18 protein-coding genes, 1 tRNA gene and 1 pseudogene are annotated in these 17,218 nt (G+C 57.6%); 12 read left to right on the top strand and 8 right to left on the bottom strand.

Annotation, left to right across the window (positions count from 1 at the left end):
- Positions 1–432 precede the first annotated feature (432 nt).
- Both ACSKB8_RS03945 and ACSKB8_RS03940 read right to left on the bottom strand, forming a co-directional pair.
- Positions 433–876: a hypothetical protein gene (locus tag ACSKB8_RS03945; RefSeq protein ID WP_438102648.1), complete on the bottom strand. Its 444-nt coding sequence runs from the start codon at positions 874–876 to the stop codon at positions 433–435.
- Positions 877–1,509: 633 nt separating this feature from the next.
- Positions 1,510–1,986 (bottom strand): hypothetical protein, encoded by a 477-nt coding sequence (locus tag ACSKB8_RS03940; RefSeq protein WP_438102646.1) that lies wholly within the window; start codon positions 1,984–1,986, stop codon positions 1,510–1,512.
- A 140-nt stretch (positions 1,987–2,126) separates the two neighbouring features.
- On the opposite strand from ACSKB8_RS03940, the gene ACSKB8_RS03935 reads away from it, so the two are divergent.
- The 6 genes and pseudogenes from ACSKB8_RS03935 (at position 2,127) to ACSKB8_RS03910 (ending at position 10,070) form a co-directional block, all read left to right on the top strand.
- Positions 2,127–3,380, top strand: coding sequence for a Tm-1-like ATP-binding domain-containing protein (locus ACSKB8_RS03935; RefSeq protein ID WP_438102644.1), 1,254 nt, complete (start codon positions 2,127–2,129; stop codon positions 3,378–3,380).
- Positions 3,367–4,197, top strand: a complete 831-nt coding sequence (locus tag ACSKB8_RS03930) for a phosphoenolpyruvate hydrolase family protein (RefSeq protein WP_438102643.1) — start codon at positions 3,367–3,369, stop codon at positions 4,195–4,197. Before ACSKB8_RS03935 ends, ACSKB8_RS03930 begins: the two co-directional genes overlap by 14 nt.
- A 28-nt stretch (positions 4,198–4,225) precedes the next feature.
- Entirely contained in the window at positions 4,226–6,004 is a 1,779-nt protein-coding gene (locus tag ACSKB8_RS03925; protein ID WP_438102641.1) for an FAD-dependent oxidoreductase, read from the top strand.
- Between the two features lie 353 nt (positions 6,005–6,357).
- Positions 6,358–6,834, top strand: a complete 477-nt coding sequence (locus tag ACSKB8_RS03920; protein ID WP_438110374.1) for an Lrp/AsnC family transcriptional regulator — start codon at positions 6,358–6,360, stop codon at positions 6,832–6,834.
- Positions 6,835–7,011: 177 nt separating this feature from the next.
- Positions 7,012–8,356, top strand: a pseudogene (pyk, locus tag ACSKB8_RS03915) (pyruvate kinase).
- A gap of 733 nt (positions 8,357–9,089) precedes the next feature.
- Entirely contained in the window at positions 9,090–10,070 is a 981-nt protein-coding gene (locus tag ACSKB8_RS03910) for a hypothetical protein (protein ID WP_438102639.1), read from the top strand.
- A 121-nt stretch (positions 10,071–10,191) separates the two neighbouring features.
- Here ACSKB8_RS03910 and ACSKB8_RS03905 read toward each other — a convergent pair whose 3' ends face one another.
- Together ACSKB8_RS03905 and ACSKB8_RS03900 are read right to left on the bottom strand one after the other, a co-directional pair.
- Positions 10,192–10,671, bottom strand: a complete 480-nt coding sequence (locus tag ACSKB8_RS03905) for a hypothetical protein (protein ID WP_438102637.1) — start codon at positions 10,669–10,671, stop codon at positions 10,192–10,194.
- 356 nt (positions 10,672–11,027) lie between these two features.
- Entirely contained in the window at positions 11,028–11,240 is a 213-nt protein-coding gene (locus ACSKB8_RS03900) for a hypothetical protein (RefSeq protein WP_438102635.1), read from the bottom strand.
- Between the two features lie 567 nt (positions 11,241–11,807).
- On the opposite strand from ACSKB8_RS03900, the gene ACSKB8_RS03895 reads away from it, so the two are divergent.
- Complete coding sequence (locus ACSKB8_RS03895; RefSeq protein WP_438102633.1) at positions 11,808–12,011, top strand: cold-shock protein; 204 nt, start codon at positions 11,808–11,810, stop codon at positions 12,009–12,011.
- Between the two features lie 175 nt (positions 12,012–12,186).
- Here the strand turns inward: ACSKB8_RS03895 and ACSKB8_RS03890 are convergent, their stop codons facing one another.
- Both ACSKB8_RS03890 and ACSKB8_RS03885 read right to left on the bottom strand, forming a co-directional pair.
- A complete protein-coding gene (locus tag ACSKB8_RS03890; RefSeq protein ID WP_438102632.1) occupies positions 12,187–12,816 on the bottom strand; it encodes a hypothetical protein in 630 nt (209 codons plus the stop codon).
- A gap of 8 nt (positions 12,817–12,824) precedes the next feature.
- Positions 12,825–13,328 carry a DUF4236 domain-containing protein gene (locus ACSKB8_RS03885; RefSeq protein WP_438102630.1) on the bottom strand — a complete coding sequence of 168 codons (504 nt, stop codon included), beginning with the start codon at positions 13,326–13,328 and terminating at the stop codon, positions 12,825–12,827.
- Positions 13,329–13,889: 561 nt separating this feature from the next.
- On the opposite strand from ACSKB8_RS03885, the gene ACSKB8_RS03880 reads away from it, so the two are divergent.
- Positions 13,890–14,033, top strand: a complete 144-nt coding sequence (locus ACSKB8_RS03880) for a hypothetical protein (protein ID WP_438102628.1) — start codon at positions 13,890–13,892, stop codon at positions 14,031–14,033.
- Between the two features lie 447 nt (positions 14,034–14,480).
- Positions 14,481–14,612, top strand: coding sequence for a hypothetical protein (locus ACSKB8_RS03875; RefSeq protein WP_438102626.1), 132 nt, complete (start codon positions 14,481–14,483; stop codon positions 14,610–14,612).
- A gap of 342 nt (positions 14,613–14,954) precedes the next feature.
- Here the strand turns inward: ACSKB8_RS03875 and ACSKB8_RS03870 are convergent.
- A tRNA-OTHER gene (locus tag ACSKB8_RS03870) sits at positions 14,955–15,025 on the bottom strand.
- Between the two features lie 4 nt (positions 15,026–15,029).
- Here ACSKB8_RS03870 and ACSKB8_RS03865 point away from each other — a divergent pair.
- Entirely contained in the window at positions 15,030–15,290 is a 261-nt protein-coding gene (locus ACSKB8_RS03865) for a hypothetical protein (RefSeq protein ID WP_438102624.1), read from the top strand.
- A gap of 478 nt (positions 15,291–15,768) precedes the next feature.
- Here ACSKB8_RS03865 and ACSKB8_RS03860 read toward each other — a convergent pair whose 3' ends face one another.
- Entirely contained in the window at positions 15,769–16,155 is a 387-nt protein-coding gene (locus ACSKB8_RS03860; RefSeq protein WP_438102622.1) for a hypothetical protein, read from the bottom strand.
- 129 nt (positions 16,156–16,284) lie between these two features.
- Here ACSKB8_RS03860 and ACSKB8_RS03855 point away from each other — a divergent pair, with 129 nt between their 5' ends.
- Both ACSKB8_RS03855 and ACSKB8_RS03850 read left to right on the top strand, forming a co-directional pair.
- Positions 16,285–16,668 (top strand): hypothetical protein, encoded by a 384-nt coding sequence (locus tag ACSKB8_RS03855; protein ID WP_438102620.1) that lies wholly within the window; start codon positions 16,285–16,287, stop codon positions 16,666–16,668.
- 140 nt (positions 16,669–16,808) lie between these two features.
- Positions 16,809–17,000, top strand: a complete 192-nt coding sequence (locus ACSKB8_RS03850; protein ID WP_438102619.1) for a hypothetical protein — start codon at positions 16,809–16,811, stop codon at positions 16,998–17,000.
- Positions 17,001–17,218: the final 218 nt, after the last annotated feature.

Below are 17,218 nucleotides of genomic sequence, written 5' to 3'. Positions count from 1 at the left end.
GGCGGGTGTTTCGGCGCAGTAGTTGGGGAAGAGGTCCAAGCGTTGTCTAACCCAAGGAAGAGTGCGGCGTGAGTTGTGGCCAACGGCTGAGAGGATGACCGTCGCGGCATCATCGGCACTGCGTTTGAGGCAGCAGCGGCCGAGGTGACCTTGGAGCTTCACGTATCCGATGATGGGTCGAATGGCGGAGCGGAGGCACAGCTCGCGCATGATGGCACTGAAGACGCCGCGCTGGTCGTCGGCCGGATCACTCGCCGCGAGAAACCTTTAGATTAGGAAATAAGCTGGCCCGCCTATTGTGCTGACGAAGGGTCGGTTGCTCTTTGACGGCCACGCGGGCCGGTAGTGCCGGCGGCCATCTGTTAAGTGAATCGTGCCCGTACGGCTCGGCAAACATCGCTTTGCTAGAGCCGTTGGAAGGTAACTGTCGCGTCAGCCCTGGAAGACAGCTGCACCTAATACGATCGGTTTACCCAACGTTACCCGGATGCTGAGGTCGTGCGCCGTGACCAATCCGACATCATTTGAATAATAGCGACCGGCGGCCAGAATTCCGTTCTGACCTCTTGGGTCCGCTGGCAGACCGGTTCGTCTGCTTTCTCCCAAGACTTGAGCCGCTGCCGGAGAAATCCGGCAGCGGTGTTTTTGGAGATTCATCATGCCGACTTCACAGTCGAGAATATTGAGGTGATTGCAGCCAGTCCGATGGGCGAACAGCGTAACGATAGTCGTGCCTGACACACCCGCCCATTGCGTAAGTCGTATGTAACGAAAAAGACGGGCTACGAACAAGATCATGGGACGGAGCAGCGCCGGAAACAATGTGACAAGTGCATTCAGGCCATCCGAGGCTCCAAAAGGAGCCGGCGAGTTCATCGAGTTGGAAGCGCGCGCTGTCCCGGCGTCCCGATGCCGTGCACCGCCGCCACAAAGTCGCGCGCTCGGAAATCTGCGATCCCGTGCGGTTCTTCAAGCGTCACCACGATCACCTCCATATACCTGTGAGAATAGCCGCAATAGCAGTTAGCGACGGGACCGCATCCAACTTCTAGCTAATGCCTATTGCAACGCCAGCTGCGACTGATTCCGACGCTAGCGACGAGATCACCTCGCGAGGCAGCCCAGCGTTGCCGGTCCAAGCAGGAAATGCACAAACTGCGCTGAATTCCCCCCTAGATCATGAACCTGCTGTTGACGCTCCCAGATACGCATATCAGGGCGTCCTGAGACCGCCGTTGAGCGAGTCCGCACAGTCAAGCCGAAAAATGCATTCTCTCGAGCGAGAGCGATTTATGGAAGGCTTGAATCAAGCAGACTTCATCGCGGAAAGGCGGCCAGTTTCTTGGGGTCGTCAAGACTAACCCCTCCTCAGTAAGCTGCGGATCTTAGAGAGCAGTCCCGCTCGTCACTTTGCTCAAGCTAGCCGCTTCGAAGTCGTCCCATCCAAAAGCGCGAACATCGGTAAAGACGATCCGTGCAGGCCAAGGCTCACCAGTTCCATCTGCTCGCTCATCGTCCGTGTAAGAGCCTCTTCTGGTAGATGGATGAGCCCGTCCAGATGGGAGCCAAGTCGCTTCTCCGCTGCGGTAATTTCAGAATCGCCCGCGATGGCAAACAACGCCTTGAAACCAAGGCTTGTGACCATTCCATCCGCCGAAGTTCGAGCTCCTGTCCGGCATCAACAGGTACGCCCGCCGCCGACCGCTCGATCATAGATGCGGGCGGGAAATTGGCGACGCCGGTGATGCCTGCATCCTTCAACAATTCGGCAATATCCTCCCAGCAAGCGAAGGGGTCGATCATGAGTATCGCCGCATACACATGAGGAGCGGACGTTGCCTTGTCGAGGGTTAGCAAGTCTCGCAAAAGACAGTCGTTCCAGTCGAGGATTGGCAGGGTCGCCATGACCAGCAGGGAGCCTTCTGGAAGGCTGCGCAAAGAAGGCGCGTATACTTGCAATTGTCCGCCTTTAGCTATGTCCGACATGTGTGTGGCAAGTTTGCCCGGAACTCTCGCTCTCACCGTGTCTACCCAATCTTACCCATCTGGACGCCTCACCGATCTTATACCCGGATAGAGCCGGGTCTAGACCACCTGTTGTTAGGAATGGTTCTGGGAGGAAGATCGTGTCTCACCATTGTACGGACGACCAGAGGTCGGCCCGGGATGGTAACCTGTCCGAACTGGCGACTGGATCCGCGACTACGGACGCGGTCGCGATCGTGGCGACGCTGGACACCAAGGGCCGCGAGGCGTCTTACCTTGCCGATATTATCGAGGCGTGCGGCCGCAAAACCATTCTAATCGATATCGGCACTAAGAGGAGTGATGGCGACAAACAAGCCGATGCGAAGACCCCCACCGAACTCTTGAAGCAGATTGCTGAAAGGACGCGCAGTAAGGTTGGTGACCTCCTGCGATCAGGAGCGATCAGCGCGGTTGTCGGCGTTGCCGGTGGCAGGGGGAGCGCGGTTTTCGGCGAGGTTGTTTCTGAGCTGCCTTATGGCTTTCCAAAACTTCTGGTGAGTAGCGCAAGGCCTGCGCTACTCGCCGAATTGGCCACTCACAGCGACATCATCCTCTATCCGACGCTGGTCGATCTCTTCGGCATCAATGTCTTTACCACAAGGGTGCTCGATAACGCGGGGCGTGCCATTGCGGCCACGCACTACGTTCCCGTCAAGGTTGGACGAGACAAGAAGATCGTTGCGATCACTGCCTTCGGCGTGACTACGCCGGCGGCGAATCAGTGCGCAGCGCGGCTTGCCGACGCCGGCGTAGACGCGATCGTCTTTCCGGCTAACGGGGCGGGCGGCCGTAAAATGGAGCAGCTGATCGCGGCTGGTGAATTCGACGCCGTCATTGATTTGACCACGACGGAGCTCGCAGACGAAGTCGTTGGAGGCACCGCAAGCGCCGGTCCGGATCGGCTCAAGGCAGCGTCGCGGCAAAAGATTCCGCAAGTGATCGCGCCCGGTGCGGTCGATATGGTCAATTTTGGCCTGCCATCGAGCGTTCCTGATCAGTTTCGCGGTCGCCAGTTCTACGCCCATACGCCTTACACGACGCTCATGCGCACAACGGCGTCTGAGAACGCGAGCATTGGCCGGCTCACGGCAGAACGGCTATCGCGAGCAAAAGGACCCACAATGGTCCTTTGGCCGGCGAAAGGCGTATCCGATTACGACCGCCAAGGCGGCATCTTCTACGATCCCGAGGCCGACAAGGCTTGGCTGGATGGGCTCAAGGAACATCTCTCCGCGCACGTCATGGTCCGCGACCTGAACTGTCACATTAACGATGGCGAGTTCGCCGAGGCTGCCGCGGCATGGATCCTGGAACAATTCACGCAAGAAGGTTCATCCCATGCGGATGTTTGAGCGAACCGAAATTCTTTCCAGGATCGAAGGACAAGTGGCGGAGCGAAAAGCAATTCTCGCGGCAGGAAGTAGCTGCGGCCTGGTCGCGAAATGTGCTGTTCTTGGAGGTGCCGACATGCTGGTGGTCTACTCGACCGGCCTGTCGCGCCTGATGGGACTTCCCACGAGCCGGATTGGTGATTCCAACGCACGCACGCTGGAGCTTGCCGCGGAAATTCGTAACGTGGTGTCTTCCGTGCCGGTGGTGGGCGGTATCGAGGCTTGGGATCCTCTCCGACTCGACCTCGATGCTCTTTTGGACAAGCTCTGGGCTGCTGGGTTCTCCGGCGTCATCAACTATCCGACGATCTCCACCATGGGTGACAACTGGCGTGACCGCCGCGGCCGGGTCGGCCTCGGCTTTGAACGTGAGGTCGAACTGATCGCTCTCGCGCGCAAGAGGAATATCTTTTCGCTCGCCTATGTCGCCAGCCCTCAAGACGCCAAAGCGATGGCAAGTGCAGGGGCCGACTGCATCGTCCCACATGTCGGCGCAACGCGCGGCGGCCTGGTCGGTCATGAGGACGGGCAATCCATAAAGGAGGCGATCCGGCGCATCAATGAGATCAACGCGGCGGCGCGAAGCGTCCGCTCGGACGTCCTCTCGCTTTGCCATGGTGGGGCAATTGCCGAGCCTGAAGATACGATCGAGGTCTATCGGGCGACCGCGTGTGTCGGCTTTGTTGGCGCATCCTCAATCGAAAGGATTCCAATTGAACGGGCAGTGAAAACAGCGGCGGCGGAATTCAAAGCTGTCCCGCTTCCGCAAACTCATTGATGTTCACTGCAACATGCAGCGAGGCCGCATGAACACACCAAATGACCGAGCTAAACCGGACGCGGTCGCTTTCGCCTCCAAAGGAGGGGCGAGGTCGGATCAGGACTGGGAGACAGATGTCCTCGTGATCGGCAGCGGCGCGGCTGGACTGTCGGCGGCGCTCTATGCAGCAAAGGCCGGACTGCGCGTCATTGTATGTGAGAAATCTCCGCGACTTGGCGGAACGACGGCCCTGTCGAATGGCATGATCTGGGTTCCTTGTTCTGCTCAGGCGCGCGCGGCTAACATCGATGACACCATAGCCAATGCGAGGACATACCTGCAGCATGAACTCGGCGCTCATTATCGTGCGCAATTCATTGATACTTATCTCGAAGTCGGCCCGGCGGCGCTAACCGCGCTCGAGAACGGCACGAATGTCAAGTTTAACTTGGCCTCTACGCCCGATTATCACTCGAGCCAACTTGGCGGCATTGATAGGGGACGGGCACTGAGTCCCGCTCCCTATGATGGGCGGCTTCTAGGCAAGGACTTCGATTTGATTGGTGACCCCATTCGGGTTGTGCTCGGGGGCATGATGATCTCATCGAGCGAGGTGAGAAGCTTTCTCAACCCGCTCCAATCTATTGCCTCGCTCAAGCACGTCTTAACTCGCCTTTGCCGCTATGCGCGGGATCGGCTCAGCTTCAGGCGTGGTACTGAACTCAGCGGCGGGAATGCCCTGATTGCGCGGCTGCTGGTGAGCCTGCGCGAGTACGGCGTGGAAATTTGGCCATCTTCTCCAGCGCTCGAACTCATGAAGGAAGGCGGGCGCGTCACGGGTGCCGTTGTCAGGCGGATCAATCTTGACGTCCGCGTGCGCGCCTCGCGTGGTGTTGTTCTCGCAACTGGCGGCTTTGCCGGGAACGCGCAGTTGAGGGCGGACCTCAGTGGTGCACACCAGCATGACGTTACGTTGGCCCACGTCGATGTTAACGGTGACGGCATTGGGCTTGCAACCACGCTCGGGGCCGCCATCGACAAAGATGTTGCATCCGCCGGCTTCTGGACCCCAGTTTCAATCCTGAAACGCGGCAGCGGCTCGCAGGTCGTGCCATACGGCTGGCTCGACCGTGGCCGTCCTGGGGTCATTGCTGTCGGTCCAAATGCCAGACGCTTCGTCAATGAATTGAATTCGTACCACGATATTTGCCTGGCAATGTTTGAAAACGGATATCCCGCAGATAAGCGGTTCTACTTCATCTGCGATCACCAGTTCGTGCGATTGAGGGGCATGGGACACCTGTTGCCATGGCCCTGGACGTTGAGCATCGGTAAATATGTCCGGCTTGGCTACATCAAGGCAGGTGCAACGATTTCGGAGCTCGCAAAGCAGTTGGGACTAGATTCCGCCGTACTTCAAAAGACGATCGAGGAACACAACGCGCACGCTGCCCAAGGACGGGACCCCTTCTTTAAGCGTGGGGAATCGGCTTTCAATCGAACGCTCGGCGATCCGACCGTGGGAAAAAATCCAAATCTTGGACCAATCAAAGACGGACCATTTGTCGCGTTGCCGATCGTTCCGGCAACGCTTGGCACGGCGACCGGATTGGCGACCGACAGTTACGGAAACGTCCTGGATGCACAAGGCAACACAATCCAAGGTCTTTATGCTTGCGGCAACGACATGACGTCGCCGATGCGCGGAATTTATCCCGGGGCAGGCATAACAATCGGTCCCGCCATCGTATTCGCATATCGCACCGTCAACGCAATAATGCTTTCCGCTGATCAGGAGCAAAAAGCCGTCGCTTCCGGAGCTTGACCATCTACCACACTCGGTGTGGCGGGGAACATGTGTACGGGTCCGGGAGCGCGCATCGATAGAACTGGAGTCGGACAGCCTTCATCAGCAGCTCTCAGCGGTCGTGGGTCCCGATCCGCGACATTCTCGAGATGGCGGCCGGGTTCGAGCGTGGTGAGCCCGGCGGCCGCACCACCTGTCTTCGGTAGATCGCAAAGAGCTGGGCTCCCATAGGTGTTCCAAGGCACATGACAGCGGGAGAAATCGATCGTTCAACAGCTGGGCTGCGTAGTGACGAATCGAAAATGTCAGGACAAGACGCGCACGCGTCTGCTTCCCCGATGCGATCGCAATCCGCCGGCCGCGAGGCAGTGATGCAACTCGACAAGATCGATTTTCGTCTTCTTGATCTCATCCAACGAAACAATCGCCTCTGCAGTGAACAACTTGGAAGTAAGGTCGGCCTATCCGCATCCGGAGTTCAACGTCGGCTGAAGCGCCTTCGATCCAAGGGCGTCATAGAGGCCGACGTTTCCATCATTTCTCCAAAAGCAATTGGGCGGAATGTGACGGCAGTGGTTCTCATTTCCTTAGAGCGCGCGCGCGCCGATACCGTTGATCGTCTAAAGCGGCAAACTCGAAAGATGCCTGAAGTGATGAGCGCATTCTACGTTACTGGTCTGGCCGACGTCGTCTTGCTCGTTACGGTAAACGATATGGAAGATTACGAGCGGTTTGCCCGGCGCCTTACAGAGGAAAGTTCAGACATAAAGCGCATTGAAACAATGGTTGTCATGGATCGGTTCAAAGCAGGATTTACTTTGCCAATAGCGTCGATCGCATGGTGTTAACCGACTGACGAACAGGACATCGGCTTGCTCAACTGCCGTCGAAGGCAGTCCGCAAGGGTCGGCTTTGGTCTTTATGGCTAGATCAATCACATTCTTTCAGAGGGGGATACGTTGCATCGCTCGCGTCACGCTAAGATCGTGGCAACCGTCGGTCCGGCAAGTGCCGAGCCTGAGAAGATACGTGCTCTCTACCTTTCTGGGGTCGATATCTTTCGGCTAAACTTCAGTCACGGAACCCACGACGAGCACGCCAAGTGTTATGTGTGTATCCGTGAACTCGAGCGGGAATTCGGCCGGCCGATAGGCATCCTGCAGGATCTCCAAGGACCAAAGCTGCGCATCGGCTCCCTTGAAGAAGGCAGGCTGGCTTTGCGTGCTGGAGAAACGGTCCGCTTTGTGATCGATGGAGCCAAAGGAGCAAAGCAATCGATACCCTTGCCTCATCCGGAGATTTTTGCAGCCGTCCATCCCGGACAAGAACTTCTCATTGACGATGGCCGGGTGCGCTTGAAGGTCACCGAGCCAGGAGACGGAGAAATCGTTGCGCAAGTGGCGGTCGGAGGCCTGATCTCGGACCACAAGGGGGTCAACGTGCCGGGGGCCATGCTCGACTTATCTCCACTCACCAAGAAGATCGCGCCGACCTCGCGTTCGGCATTGATCTTGGGGTCGACTGGGTGGCCTTGTCCTTTGTTCAGAAACCGTCCGACCTGATCGAGGCGCGCGCCATCATTGGCGAGGCCGCAGGTCTGATCGCCAAGATCGAGACGCCGATGGCGCTCGATCGCATCGACGACATCATTGGCTTGTCGGACGGCGTTATGGTCGCGCGCGGTGATCTTGGCGTCGAAATCCCGGCCGAGGAGGTCCCTGGCCGGCAAAAGGAGCTCGTGCGCGCCTGTCGGCGTGCCGGAAAATCCGTCATCATCGCAACGCAAATGTTGGATTCCATGGTGGCTGGGCCGACGCCGACGCGGGCGGAAACCTCAGATGTCGCAACCGCCATCTATGATGGAGCCGATGCAGTGATGCTATCTGCTGAATCGGCAAGCGGGGCCTACCCGATCGACGCTGTTGCCATGATGGATCGCATCATCAAAAGCACGGAGCGGCATCATCTGTATCGGTCGCTGATCGAGGCTTCTCGAGCTGACGTGGAGAGTACCCCTTCGCATGCCGTCGCGGCCGCAGGGGCAGATCTTGCCGCTACAATTGGCGCCAAGGTCATCATCGGGTTCACGGCAGGCGGGACGACAGCCGCTCGGATCTCGCGCAGCCGGCCGCCAGTGCCGATTCTTGCCCTTACTCCGGACGAGAAGTGGCTCGGCGCATGTGCTTGTTATGGGGGGTGCACAGTGCCGTGTCCAGCGATCCTTCTGGTTACGAGGAGATGACGCGGATCGCCTCGGCGGCCGCGCACCACGAAGGCTATGTTCGATTGGGCGACTTGGCTGTGATTGTCTCTGGAGTGCCGTTTGGACTTAGAGGCGCGACAAACAATCTTCGCGTTGTCGCTTGTTAAGACAATGCCGTTGAATCGCGCTGCGAAAGGCCACCCGATCGCCATATGGACCACGCGCAGGATTCAGCTGGGACGGGACGCCGATATTGCTTGAGTTCGAGGCGGCATCAGCCTTCCAAGCTGAATACGAGGGTTCGATTCCCTTCACCCGCTCCAATCGAATGCCCTTGCGGCACAAGGACTTTTTGAATTTTCACGCTCAGTTTTCGACCGATTCCGTGTGCCGCAAGCTATGGCGCAGGCGGCCGGAAATTGCGCAACATTTTCAAGCATTCCCATCCGTTCTGGCATCTATTGCAAACCGCTCTTCGCGACTCCGTGTGACACGATTGGCACACGGAGTCGCTCGATTGTTGGCCGCGTGTTCGCGCTCCAACGCCCGAGAGGGTTGTCGCCACCGTAACGGCAGCGCGCTCATCTCAGCTCGACGCGATCTTCGGCGCCGGGACCGCACAAATACGGTGGATACGTCGCATGTACCGACGCGCCGCGGAAGGTTCTGCGCTGGGAACTGGTAAAGTGAGGATTGGCGCGGGTGATTCGTCGCCGAAGGAGGATCGTGCCGTTTCTTTGACCGAAACCAGATCACGCGGATCGATGCAATACGTTGCGGCTAGGGACGCGCCCGACCACTAGGCGCGTCCCTAGTTGCAAGAGCAAGTCGATTTTAAGCCCTTTCGGACAGAAGTCCACAGGCAACGTGATCGCATCAACAGCCGAGGAGAGATCCGACGTGGCAGGTGCTTTCAATACTGACAACATTCGCAATACGGTTTTTCGCCTTACAGACCCGTATGATCAGAGCGACCTTATCAACTTCATTCCAGAGCATGCGAAGCTACTCGACATCCTGAACATATACGAGTTCGAACGCTTCCCGACTGAGAAGGCATTCTGCGTTGTCTGCAAAGGCCGTCGTCATAAGAGAGGCTTCACAGCCGCGCTGACGACGGGGCATCGCGTGCTGGTCGGCAGCGCGTGCGGTCAGAAGAAATTCGGCGCAAGTTGGGAGGAGGCCGAGAAGCGCTTGCGGTTGAGGAGTGATCATCAGTACGAACTTCTGATGTACGACCGCCTGACCATGATCCGGGAGGAACTACAGGTAAAGTTGCCGCAGTGGCTTCGGGTCTTCGCACACCTTGAGGGGCGGAAGGCTGCATTCTCGCGGATCTTCGGCGAGGTCGCTTCCCGGCTCAACGAAGTTGCAATTCGCGGCGACGGCAGGCTTACCGTTTACCGGAAAGTGCGTGCTTCTGCGTTTCAACAAGCTCTTGCTCGAGATGACGATGACAGTAAAGAGCGCTTCACTACGCAAGAAATGACTGTCGGAAGTTTGTTCGGATCCGGCTTCTTTGATCCTTTGAACACGCATCGAGCGGTCGCACAGGCGATCCAAAGCGTCAACGACCATTCTTTCGAGAGGGCGTTGATGCTTGACATGAAGAAGCGCCGCAAAGCGGTCGAGCGTTCCTTCGAAGACCTGCAGCGCTGCGCGGAAATCTACAACGATGCGGACGCGTTCCTATCCTCCGAAAACCTAGCTACTGTAGCGCGCTGGACGGATCAGAATGACGGAATCCGGCGCAAACTGGTAGCGCGGTCCAATGGTTTGTTCTTCCGCGACGATCTCAATCAAGGCATGACATTATTGCCGCTTCCTGATCTTGATGAGACCCTCCTGAACTGCATCTGGGAGTATCGACGAGCGGGATAATCACCGTAGTTGATTGACTTGTGAGATGGCCTCCGGCAAGCCAGCTGAATGCTGGGCCGCGCTGGAGGCCATCGAAGATCCGCTGGATCGGTCCCGGTGCAGGAAAGGACGCGCCGCTGCTTTATAAAAAGCGGATCGCGGTTTCGAGTTGCGTTTTCAGATTATTCCTGAAAGCCACATACCCACCATAGTTCACTGGGTCTTCCCCGTGCGCGCCTCCAGAACAGTTTTCGTGCAGACCGTTGATTAAGGAGTCGTACTGACCCAGACCAGAATTGACCTGTTGAATTGCAGTCTCTGTCTTGCCTATCGCCAAGGACGTTCTTGCTTGGCTGAATGCATTCACGGCGGTGTGACCATGGACCTGCAACGCGCCCCAGTTCTCGGGGGGTCTCCCGTGGCTTCCACCTGAGCAACCTTCGCTCATTGAACCCATTTGACCTTGGATCGCGGGAATTGCCTCGCCGAGTATTTTGTCAACAACGGCCTTAGGATCGGCAGCGGAGGCAAGGTTGGCGATTGGAGCTAAAAATATAACTCCAAAAATAATCCCGGCAGTTTTGGATCGGAGTGAACGAACAATTAGGTTTTTGGACATCATCGAAGCACCTCCCGTGACTATTATTTTCCCATAGATCCGCCACCCCAGACAAAAATTTGGGAGCGAATTTCAATCCAAATTAAATGGGGTCAGGGTGGACGGTGGCGGCAATTACCGAAGGAATAATATCGCGATTGCCACTTTGAGTAAATATCCATTTTAAATAGTTATATATTTTTTTTTAAAACCAGCTGGTTTGGGTCTCACTCGCTGCGTTCATGTGTTGGCCATCGCCATGCTCACCATTCCGCGTCTACTCAGTGCAGATCTTCAAAATCCAAGTCGAGCACGTCGCCAACCGGCAACGGGGATTGCTCCTCATGATGATGCGCGCTGCCGCTGTTGTTTAGGCTTCGTCATAGATCCCGCCTTTTCTTCGCGCTCTGCACGATTCGTACCGTGTCGGAGTACCGGGCGGCGCGATCGCGGGCCAACTCCTCACGCTGTTGCGTTACGGTCTGCGCGGGTGCGCCCTGGCCGATGTTGATTTGCCGGTTGTCTTGCATGACCAAGGCCGGGCCGCCACCACCCGCCGCCGCCAGGCGCGAGACCATGCCATTCGGAGACATCGTGCCGCCGTCGGCAAAACCGGGAGGAACGGCTTGGACATGTGGTTCGGAACGACGGTGACGCCGCCTTTGTGAACGTTGATCAGTTCGGGGCCGCGCTCGCCGACCACGCCCCAACCGCCGCGCAACGTGCCGCCATTCGCGGCGCATCGAGGTCGTCAAACAGTACCTCGCCATCTATTACAGCAGCGGGCCAGAGTGGCCCGCGCGCATGACGCGGATCGCAGGCCGTGATCCCCAGCTCGACATGTTCGGGCAAAGATTGATCGGGCGAGAGCCAGGACGTTGGATTATCACCGAGGGGGCAGAAAGGATCTCGAGACCCTCGAGCAGCTGGATCGCGTTGCGCAAAGTCAAGTTGAGCTGAAGACGGCGCCGCTGTCTGAAGACGAGAGGCCGCCTTCGATGACGGTGCAGCCGCGGACCGTCGCGCGGAGGAACCGGCCCCGCCGCAAGCGATTGAGGACGCGAAAACGGCGCTTGGCTCAGACATGAGAGTCGCGCAAGACTCTTGATGATGACGATGCTCTTCGCTAGATCGCGTGAGTTCAATTTGGAGATATTGCAGTGGCAGGTACTGTGAAGTGGTTCAACGCGACCAAAGGATATGGCTTCATCCAACCGGAGGACGGCGGAGCTGACGTCTTCGTGCACATCAGTGCCGTCGAGAAGGCCGGCTACACCAACCTCGCGGAAGGCGCCCGGGTTAGCTACGAGCTGAAAGCCGGACGTTCTGGGCAGATGAGCGCGGAAAATCTCCGGATTGGCTGAGGACGTCAGGCCCCGAGGAACCAAGCCAGGTTCATCGTGTTCTGAATTGGTTTCCGGCTTGTCCGAGAAGCATCGATACGGCCTCAGCATAATCCCCCGGTGCCGCTGAGGCCGTTTCGTTGTCCGCACCATTGTGACCGACTGGATAGTTAAACCTAAGCGGCCAGTCGCGCCGTCAGGCCGACATTGCCGCGAGAGTTGCGACAAATCTCTCCGCGACATCTCCGCGCGAACATTGGATGCGCTCGTTCACGCCGGCTGCGGAGCGCATATCGATCTCACCGTAAAGACAAATCGGTAGCTGCCGATTGTTGTTGAAACGCCGGTCCGGACCACCCTTGCGATTCACATAGCGCCAGGTCTGGTCGACCACGATGGCGTCATGAGGTGGGGTCTCTTCCTCGATGAATTGAGCATTTCGGAACGCGAACTGTACATCCTGGTAGGCGAAGGCGGCAATCGTCCTGCCGGCAGTGACGAGGATGGCGTCAGGCGTCAGGTAGAAAGTCTCTTTTCCAAGTGGCAGCTTCAGGAAATCGACGTTGCTTTTGACCAGGTGCGGCTTGTCTCTGCCCAAGGAGATCGGGTGCCGTCGTATCAGCTTCGAGGCACCAGCATTGCGCTTCCAATCCGATTCCTGCATCTCAAGAGGGACGTTCCAGATACCGCCGCAGCTGGCCAAATCGTGAAAGGCCGAAGCGAGGGTTTCAAACCGCGACGAATACTCCGCTGATAGCTCGTATTCGAGCGATACGGTGCTGGATTGGCGGCCATGGATTGCGAGCGATCCGACGATCAGAACCACGCCGGCCGTCAGGACAAAGGCCGTGACCGGGGGACGGCGGAAGCTGAGCCGGCGACCATCAGGACGCCAACGGCAAAGAGTGCGGACAGCATCGCGATTAATATCTTATACCGCCGCCATCGCGATCGGGCGGCCGCCAAAGTTTGCGCAATATCGAGGGTTGAGTTGGCGACCAGCTCATCGATCGGAGCACTGTCGATCACCGTGCCCTGGCTGACCTCGATCGAATCAGGAATGGGCGGCTGGTGTACGTCCGGCAGGGGAGGAGGCGAGGCGTTGGCCGCCGCGTATGGTTGGTAGGACGTCCACGACACCCCGGATCCCGGCAGACCGATCGTCGTTCGCGTGCCACGTGGGCCAACGGTGTAGTGCAGGCCGCGCGGCCCCAGCGTGACACTGGCACCGCTCCCGCTCACATTCAGGCGGACGCCGGGAATGATCTTGAAGCTGCGGCGAAATCTAAAGACCATCGGAACAACGATTGGCAAACGATGAAAGTAGTATCGTGCCATTTTATCGTGCAGAGATCGAATACTACAAGAGTGAGGGGCGCTGGCCTGCGCGTATAGTTGATAAGAGGTCCATGGGAGTCCTGACCTCGCGTTAATCCTGATATACAGCGTACCGTCGCGTCGCTCGATCGTCTGTCCGGCGCTTCAGGATCAAATTTGTTTGGGAGGCACGGCGGCAACTGCCTTTTCAGTCAGGGTCGCCCGCGAACTTGATGACAGGCGAAAACCCGACGGCGGAACGCGATGGAGCTGAGCTTCTCAGCGCATCTGGCGAGGCGATCCGCGCCGATATCCAATGCTCGTCGTGCGGCAAGTTCGTGGCTCGCTCCGCAAGGTCGCGCGCATCAAGGGCTATTCTCCGGCAAGCGCACTTCAGGTTCGTGGCGACGCCCACCACCCGTTCTGCGAGCCCTAGTCGTAACGCAAAGCAAGAAAATGAGGTCATAGGATGGACTTCGCCCAAGGCCGGTTCTTGGCGCGGGTAGGGTTTTCAGTTGCTATTAAGGCCGCAGTCGTCGCCGTGGCTTTCTTCGCAATCCGCTACATCGCGGGCTTTTATCGATGATCACAGCAGGCGCGGTGCGCGAGCATCGCGCTCTGCCGCCGCAAACCGATAATCTGTGCAAAAAAACCACGAAAGAAGCGGACAAACCGCCGAATTTTGGCGCCGATTGTGGATTTGTTGCATTAATCGATTTTCATTGAGCGCTACAATTTCAGCGCTGAACGAGATGCCTCACTTAGGAAATTTCGGCGGTCTGGAAGTCAACGGGAATAATTGGCCACATCTAGTTTGGCTATTGCTGCACAGGAGCAGAACATGGCTAAGCACTTGTACCGTCTCCGTATGGGCTCGTATGTCGGGAACCTATTTCGGCGCAGCAAGCATGATTTACAGCAGAGGCTCTGGCTGCAATGTAACCTGATGCGGCTCGGGTGCGATCTACCGCGATCCCAGCATCAGCGCGGCCTTGAGCAAGGGAAGCTACTACTGCCACTTAAGCCGCTCACCAAGTCGACTTGAATTAGCAAGAAAGCTACCTAGAGGCCGCAACTAGTGCCGCGGTGGATCTTCATTGACGCCAAGACGATTATGAGCCGCGCGACCGTGGCCAACTCAGGCACTGTCGATGGAGAGAGTAGCGATGGCGAATGAACAAGCTGTTCAGCCGGATTGATGAGATCGAACTCAACGAGTTGGCGGCGGTCATAGTTGAGTTGAGCAGGCCGATGACGAGGTCACCGTTGTTATCGCAAGCATGGTGGGCGTTCATTTTCAGCTAACACCAGATTAGGCGCTCAATCTCTCTCGAGCCTTGGCTGTTGCCGCAGAGAATGCGAAAAATTCCAACATCAACTGAGACGCGGTCCAATATAATGCATGGTCGGCCCGGAACGAACGAAAAGCTGCAGAATTTGAGGGAATCCCGCTGCTTCGAGGAAGGCTCTGCAGTCATTCCTCCCGGCTCGCTAATACAACCCGTTCCGCTTCTACATCAACGATGACGGTTTATGCCAAATCCCGATCTACTGTGTCTGGTCCTGGGTGGTCTCACCCTCGGAGGCTTCGTCGGCGCCCTGATTAAAGCTCTGATCGGCGACCGGGAGCTATGCGACCGTGGATGATGCCCTCGGCAGGACTTGAACCTACGCCACGACACGTAGAAACTCCCCGCTATTTCAACTGAGCTACGAGGTCACATGGCAGAGGTGAAAATCACGGCCAACCGATCGGACGAAGAAAGCTGGCGCATCGAGCGCCTCGAGGAAGTCCGCGATATTATCCTCGAGAAGGGCGTGAAGAACGTGCTCGCGCTTCACGATCACAAGGGCAATCTCTACGTCGATTGGTCAGAGCAGCCCAGCACATATGCTCTCGCCACCGCAATATCGTGCGGAACGTCGTGGCACCGGCCGCAGGGGGCTGGTCCAAAGCGGCTCCTGCGGTCGGCTGTTCTGTAATGTCCGGAAGTGTTCAATTTCCAGAGAAACGAATGTTTTCTTGGCACTTAAGGGGCTGATAGCTGAACGACGGTGCAGCCGTTGCTGAGGCTATGGGCACGACCTCCTAGGCACACCGGGCCCGCGTTGCTCAAGGCCGCCTCAGTTGGGCGCCGTTCTCTTGATCTAGCTCAAGCGATGCCCCACTCTGCAGCAGTCCCATCAGGCCGCGCCTGCCGCACCGTTGGCCAGGCGTTCGTGGTCGACGATTTCAAGACGGATCAGCTTCGGGCAGAGCGACCGAAACTGATATCGCAACCACGTTCCAGGAGCGGGCGATTACCTTGGTTGAAAAGCCGCCGCTCCTCATTGCCTCGACACTAGCGCGGGCGAGCCCATAATCGTCGGGCTTCAGAAGGGCAACTTCCACAGGAAATAGAGAAGCGCAGCAATGGCTCCCCAGAAAAGTATGCCGCGGAAGATGAAACCGAGCGCCATGTTAATCGCCGTCTCGCCCAAGCCGCTGCGCCATGGCGATCCCATCGATCGCGTCTGCCAACCCTTCTAAGAAAACCCGATACCACGCATCATCATCGGGAAGCTCCCATTCTCGTAGGCTGCCGACGTAACGGGTCAGAGCAATAACGCCCGCAATCGTGGTTGGCGTTGAACGGATGAGGACATTCGCATGCTCCGCGAGAGCATGGTTCCTTTGACTGCTGATTTCGTCGGCAGCATCAAACTCGAGCCCCTCATCGAGCTTCGCCGATACGGACAAGGCCGCATCGTAATGCGCCGACAACTCGCGATGACGCTCGATCACTACGAAGATTAGATCCCGATCGGCTGCAGCAGTCGACTGGGTGGAAATTTCCTGCGATGACAATGTTGGCCCCAAGCAAGTAGAAGCCTACGTTAGCATCGCGGCCATGATGATAATCAGCGTAGAGGGTCCTTCATCTGCGGTATTTCTGCTCGAACGGCTTGGGCATTCAGACGAGGTCACCGGCTCCATTTGGAGGTCGAGAAGTTGGGAAGGAGGGCGCCCGCCTTACTCGCGCCGGAAAACGGCTCCGCTCCAACTATTCCCGGCATAAAGCTGCATATTTTGCGCCTGTCAGAGGTTGTTATCCCGCATCGGCTGCGCTTGGATACGTTTCCACATTCGAAAGGGGCGGGCGAAATGATGAAGTTGATTGCAGTAGTTGCCGGTCTGTTGCTGCTCGGCATGATCGGACAAGCAAACGCACGCGGAGGACATGGAGGGCGCGTCAGCTACGGCGGCGGACATCACACTACCAGCCATGGCGGCAGCTATTTGGGCGGATCCGGCTCATCACACCGTGGCGGGACTTATGTCAATTCGAGAACTGGCAACCGTTACGGCACTCATCGATAACGAACGAAGAGGCAGGACTCGAGGCGCGGCCATTCGATGGGGCCTTTTACGCGTGGGCAACAACAGGAGCCGACGTTTCGGCTACGAAGCCGTCAGGGTCCCGGAAGGGGCTTTCTAACTGCGCTGTTTTGCTCTGGGGCGTGATCGGCCTCCTCTTCAATGCGGGCACTCTCTTCGGCCGGGCTGGCTCGGTTGGGATCGGCACTTCGGTTTATGTCACCGCCATCCTCAATTGGATTGGCGGCATGGTCCTGTTCGGTTTGGGAGCGCTGCTCTTGCACAATGACCTTGATGGCGAGCGGCCCCTGAAGACGCAGGCGATATTCCGATAACGCGCTAGAACTCTCTAGGGTGAGGCCGGGATGAAAGGCAGCCCGGAGTGTCCGAACGCATGAGAGGCTCAGCCGCGGTTCTTCACCGTGATCCAGTGGTTTTGTCCTGCGTTACAGGATGGGACTTAACACCGATGAGCGTTTCGTCGAGCGAAATGCCGGACTGCCGTCAAGCAATTCAAAGCTTTATGGAAGCCTATTGCGTAGCGAAGATCTTG

This window comes from Bradyrhizobium sp. BR 1432, from assembly GCF_051547705.1.
In the GTDB taxonomy this organism is placed as follows: domain Bacteria; phylum Pseudomonadota; class Alphaproteobacteria; order Rhizobiales; family Xanthobacteraceae; genus Bradyrhizobium; species Bradyrhizobium zhanjiangense.
The sequence above is the reverse complement of the archived record's forward strand: the minus strand, read 5'-3'. Positions and strand labels throughout refer to the sequence as shown.

Excerpts from the sequence above, each read along its gene's own strand:
- ACSKB8_RS03920 (WP_438110374.1), top strand. The coding sequence starts at position 6,358 with ATGCAACTCGACAAGATCGATTTTCGTCTTCTTGATCTCATCCAACGA.
- ACSKB8_RS03905 (WP_438102637.1), bottom strand. The coding sequence starts at position 10,671 with ATGATGTCCAAAAACCTAATTGTTCGTTCACTCCGATCCAAAACTGCC.
- ACSKB8_RS03900 (WP_438102635.1), bottom strand. The coding sequence starts at position 11,240 with ATGTCTCCGAATGGCATGGTCTCGCGCCTGGCGGCGGCGGGTGGTGGC.
- ACSKB8_RS03880 (WP_438102628.1), top strand. The coding sequence starts at position 13,890 with ATGATCACAGCAGGCGCGGTGCGCGAGCATCGCGCTCTGCCGCCGCAA.
- ACSKB8_RS03945 (WP_438102648.1), bottom strand. The coding sequence starts at position 876 with ATGAACTCGCCGGCTCCTTTTGGAGCCTCGGATGGCCTGAATGCACTT.
- ACSKB8_RS03885 (WP_438102630.1), bottom strand. The coding sequence starts at position 13,328 with ATGGCACGATACTACTTTCATCGTTTGCCAATCGTTGTTCCGATGGTC.
- ACSKB8_RS03925 (WP_438102641.1), top strand. The coding sequence starts at position 4,226 with ATGAACACACCAAATGACCGAGCTAAACCGGACGCGGTCGCTTTCGCC.
- ACSKB8_RS03865 (WP_438102624.1), top strand. The coding sequence starts at position 15,030 with ATGGCAGAGGTGAAAATCACGGCCAACCGATCGGACGAAGAAAGCTGG.
- ACSKB8_RS03940 (WP_438102646.1), bottom strand. The coding sequence starts at position 1,986 with ATGTCGGACATAGCTAAAGGCGGACAATTGCAAGTATACGCGCCTTCT.
- ACSKB8_RS03875 (WP_438102626.1), top strand. The coding sequence starts at position 14,481 with ATGAACAAGCTGTTCAGCCGGATTGATGAGATCGAACTCAACGAGTTG.
- ACSKB8_RS03930 (WP_438102643.1), top strand. The coding sequence starts at position 3,367 with ATGCGGATGTTTGAGCGAACCGAAATTCTTTCCAGGATCGAAGGACAA.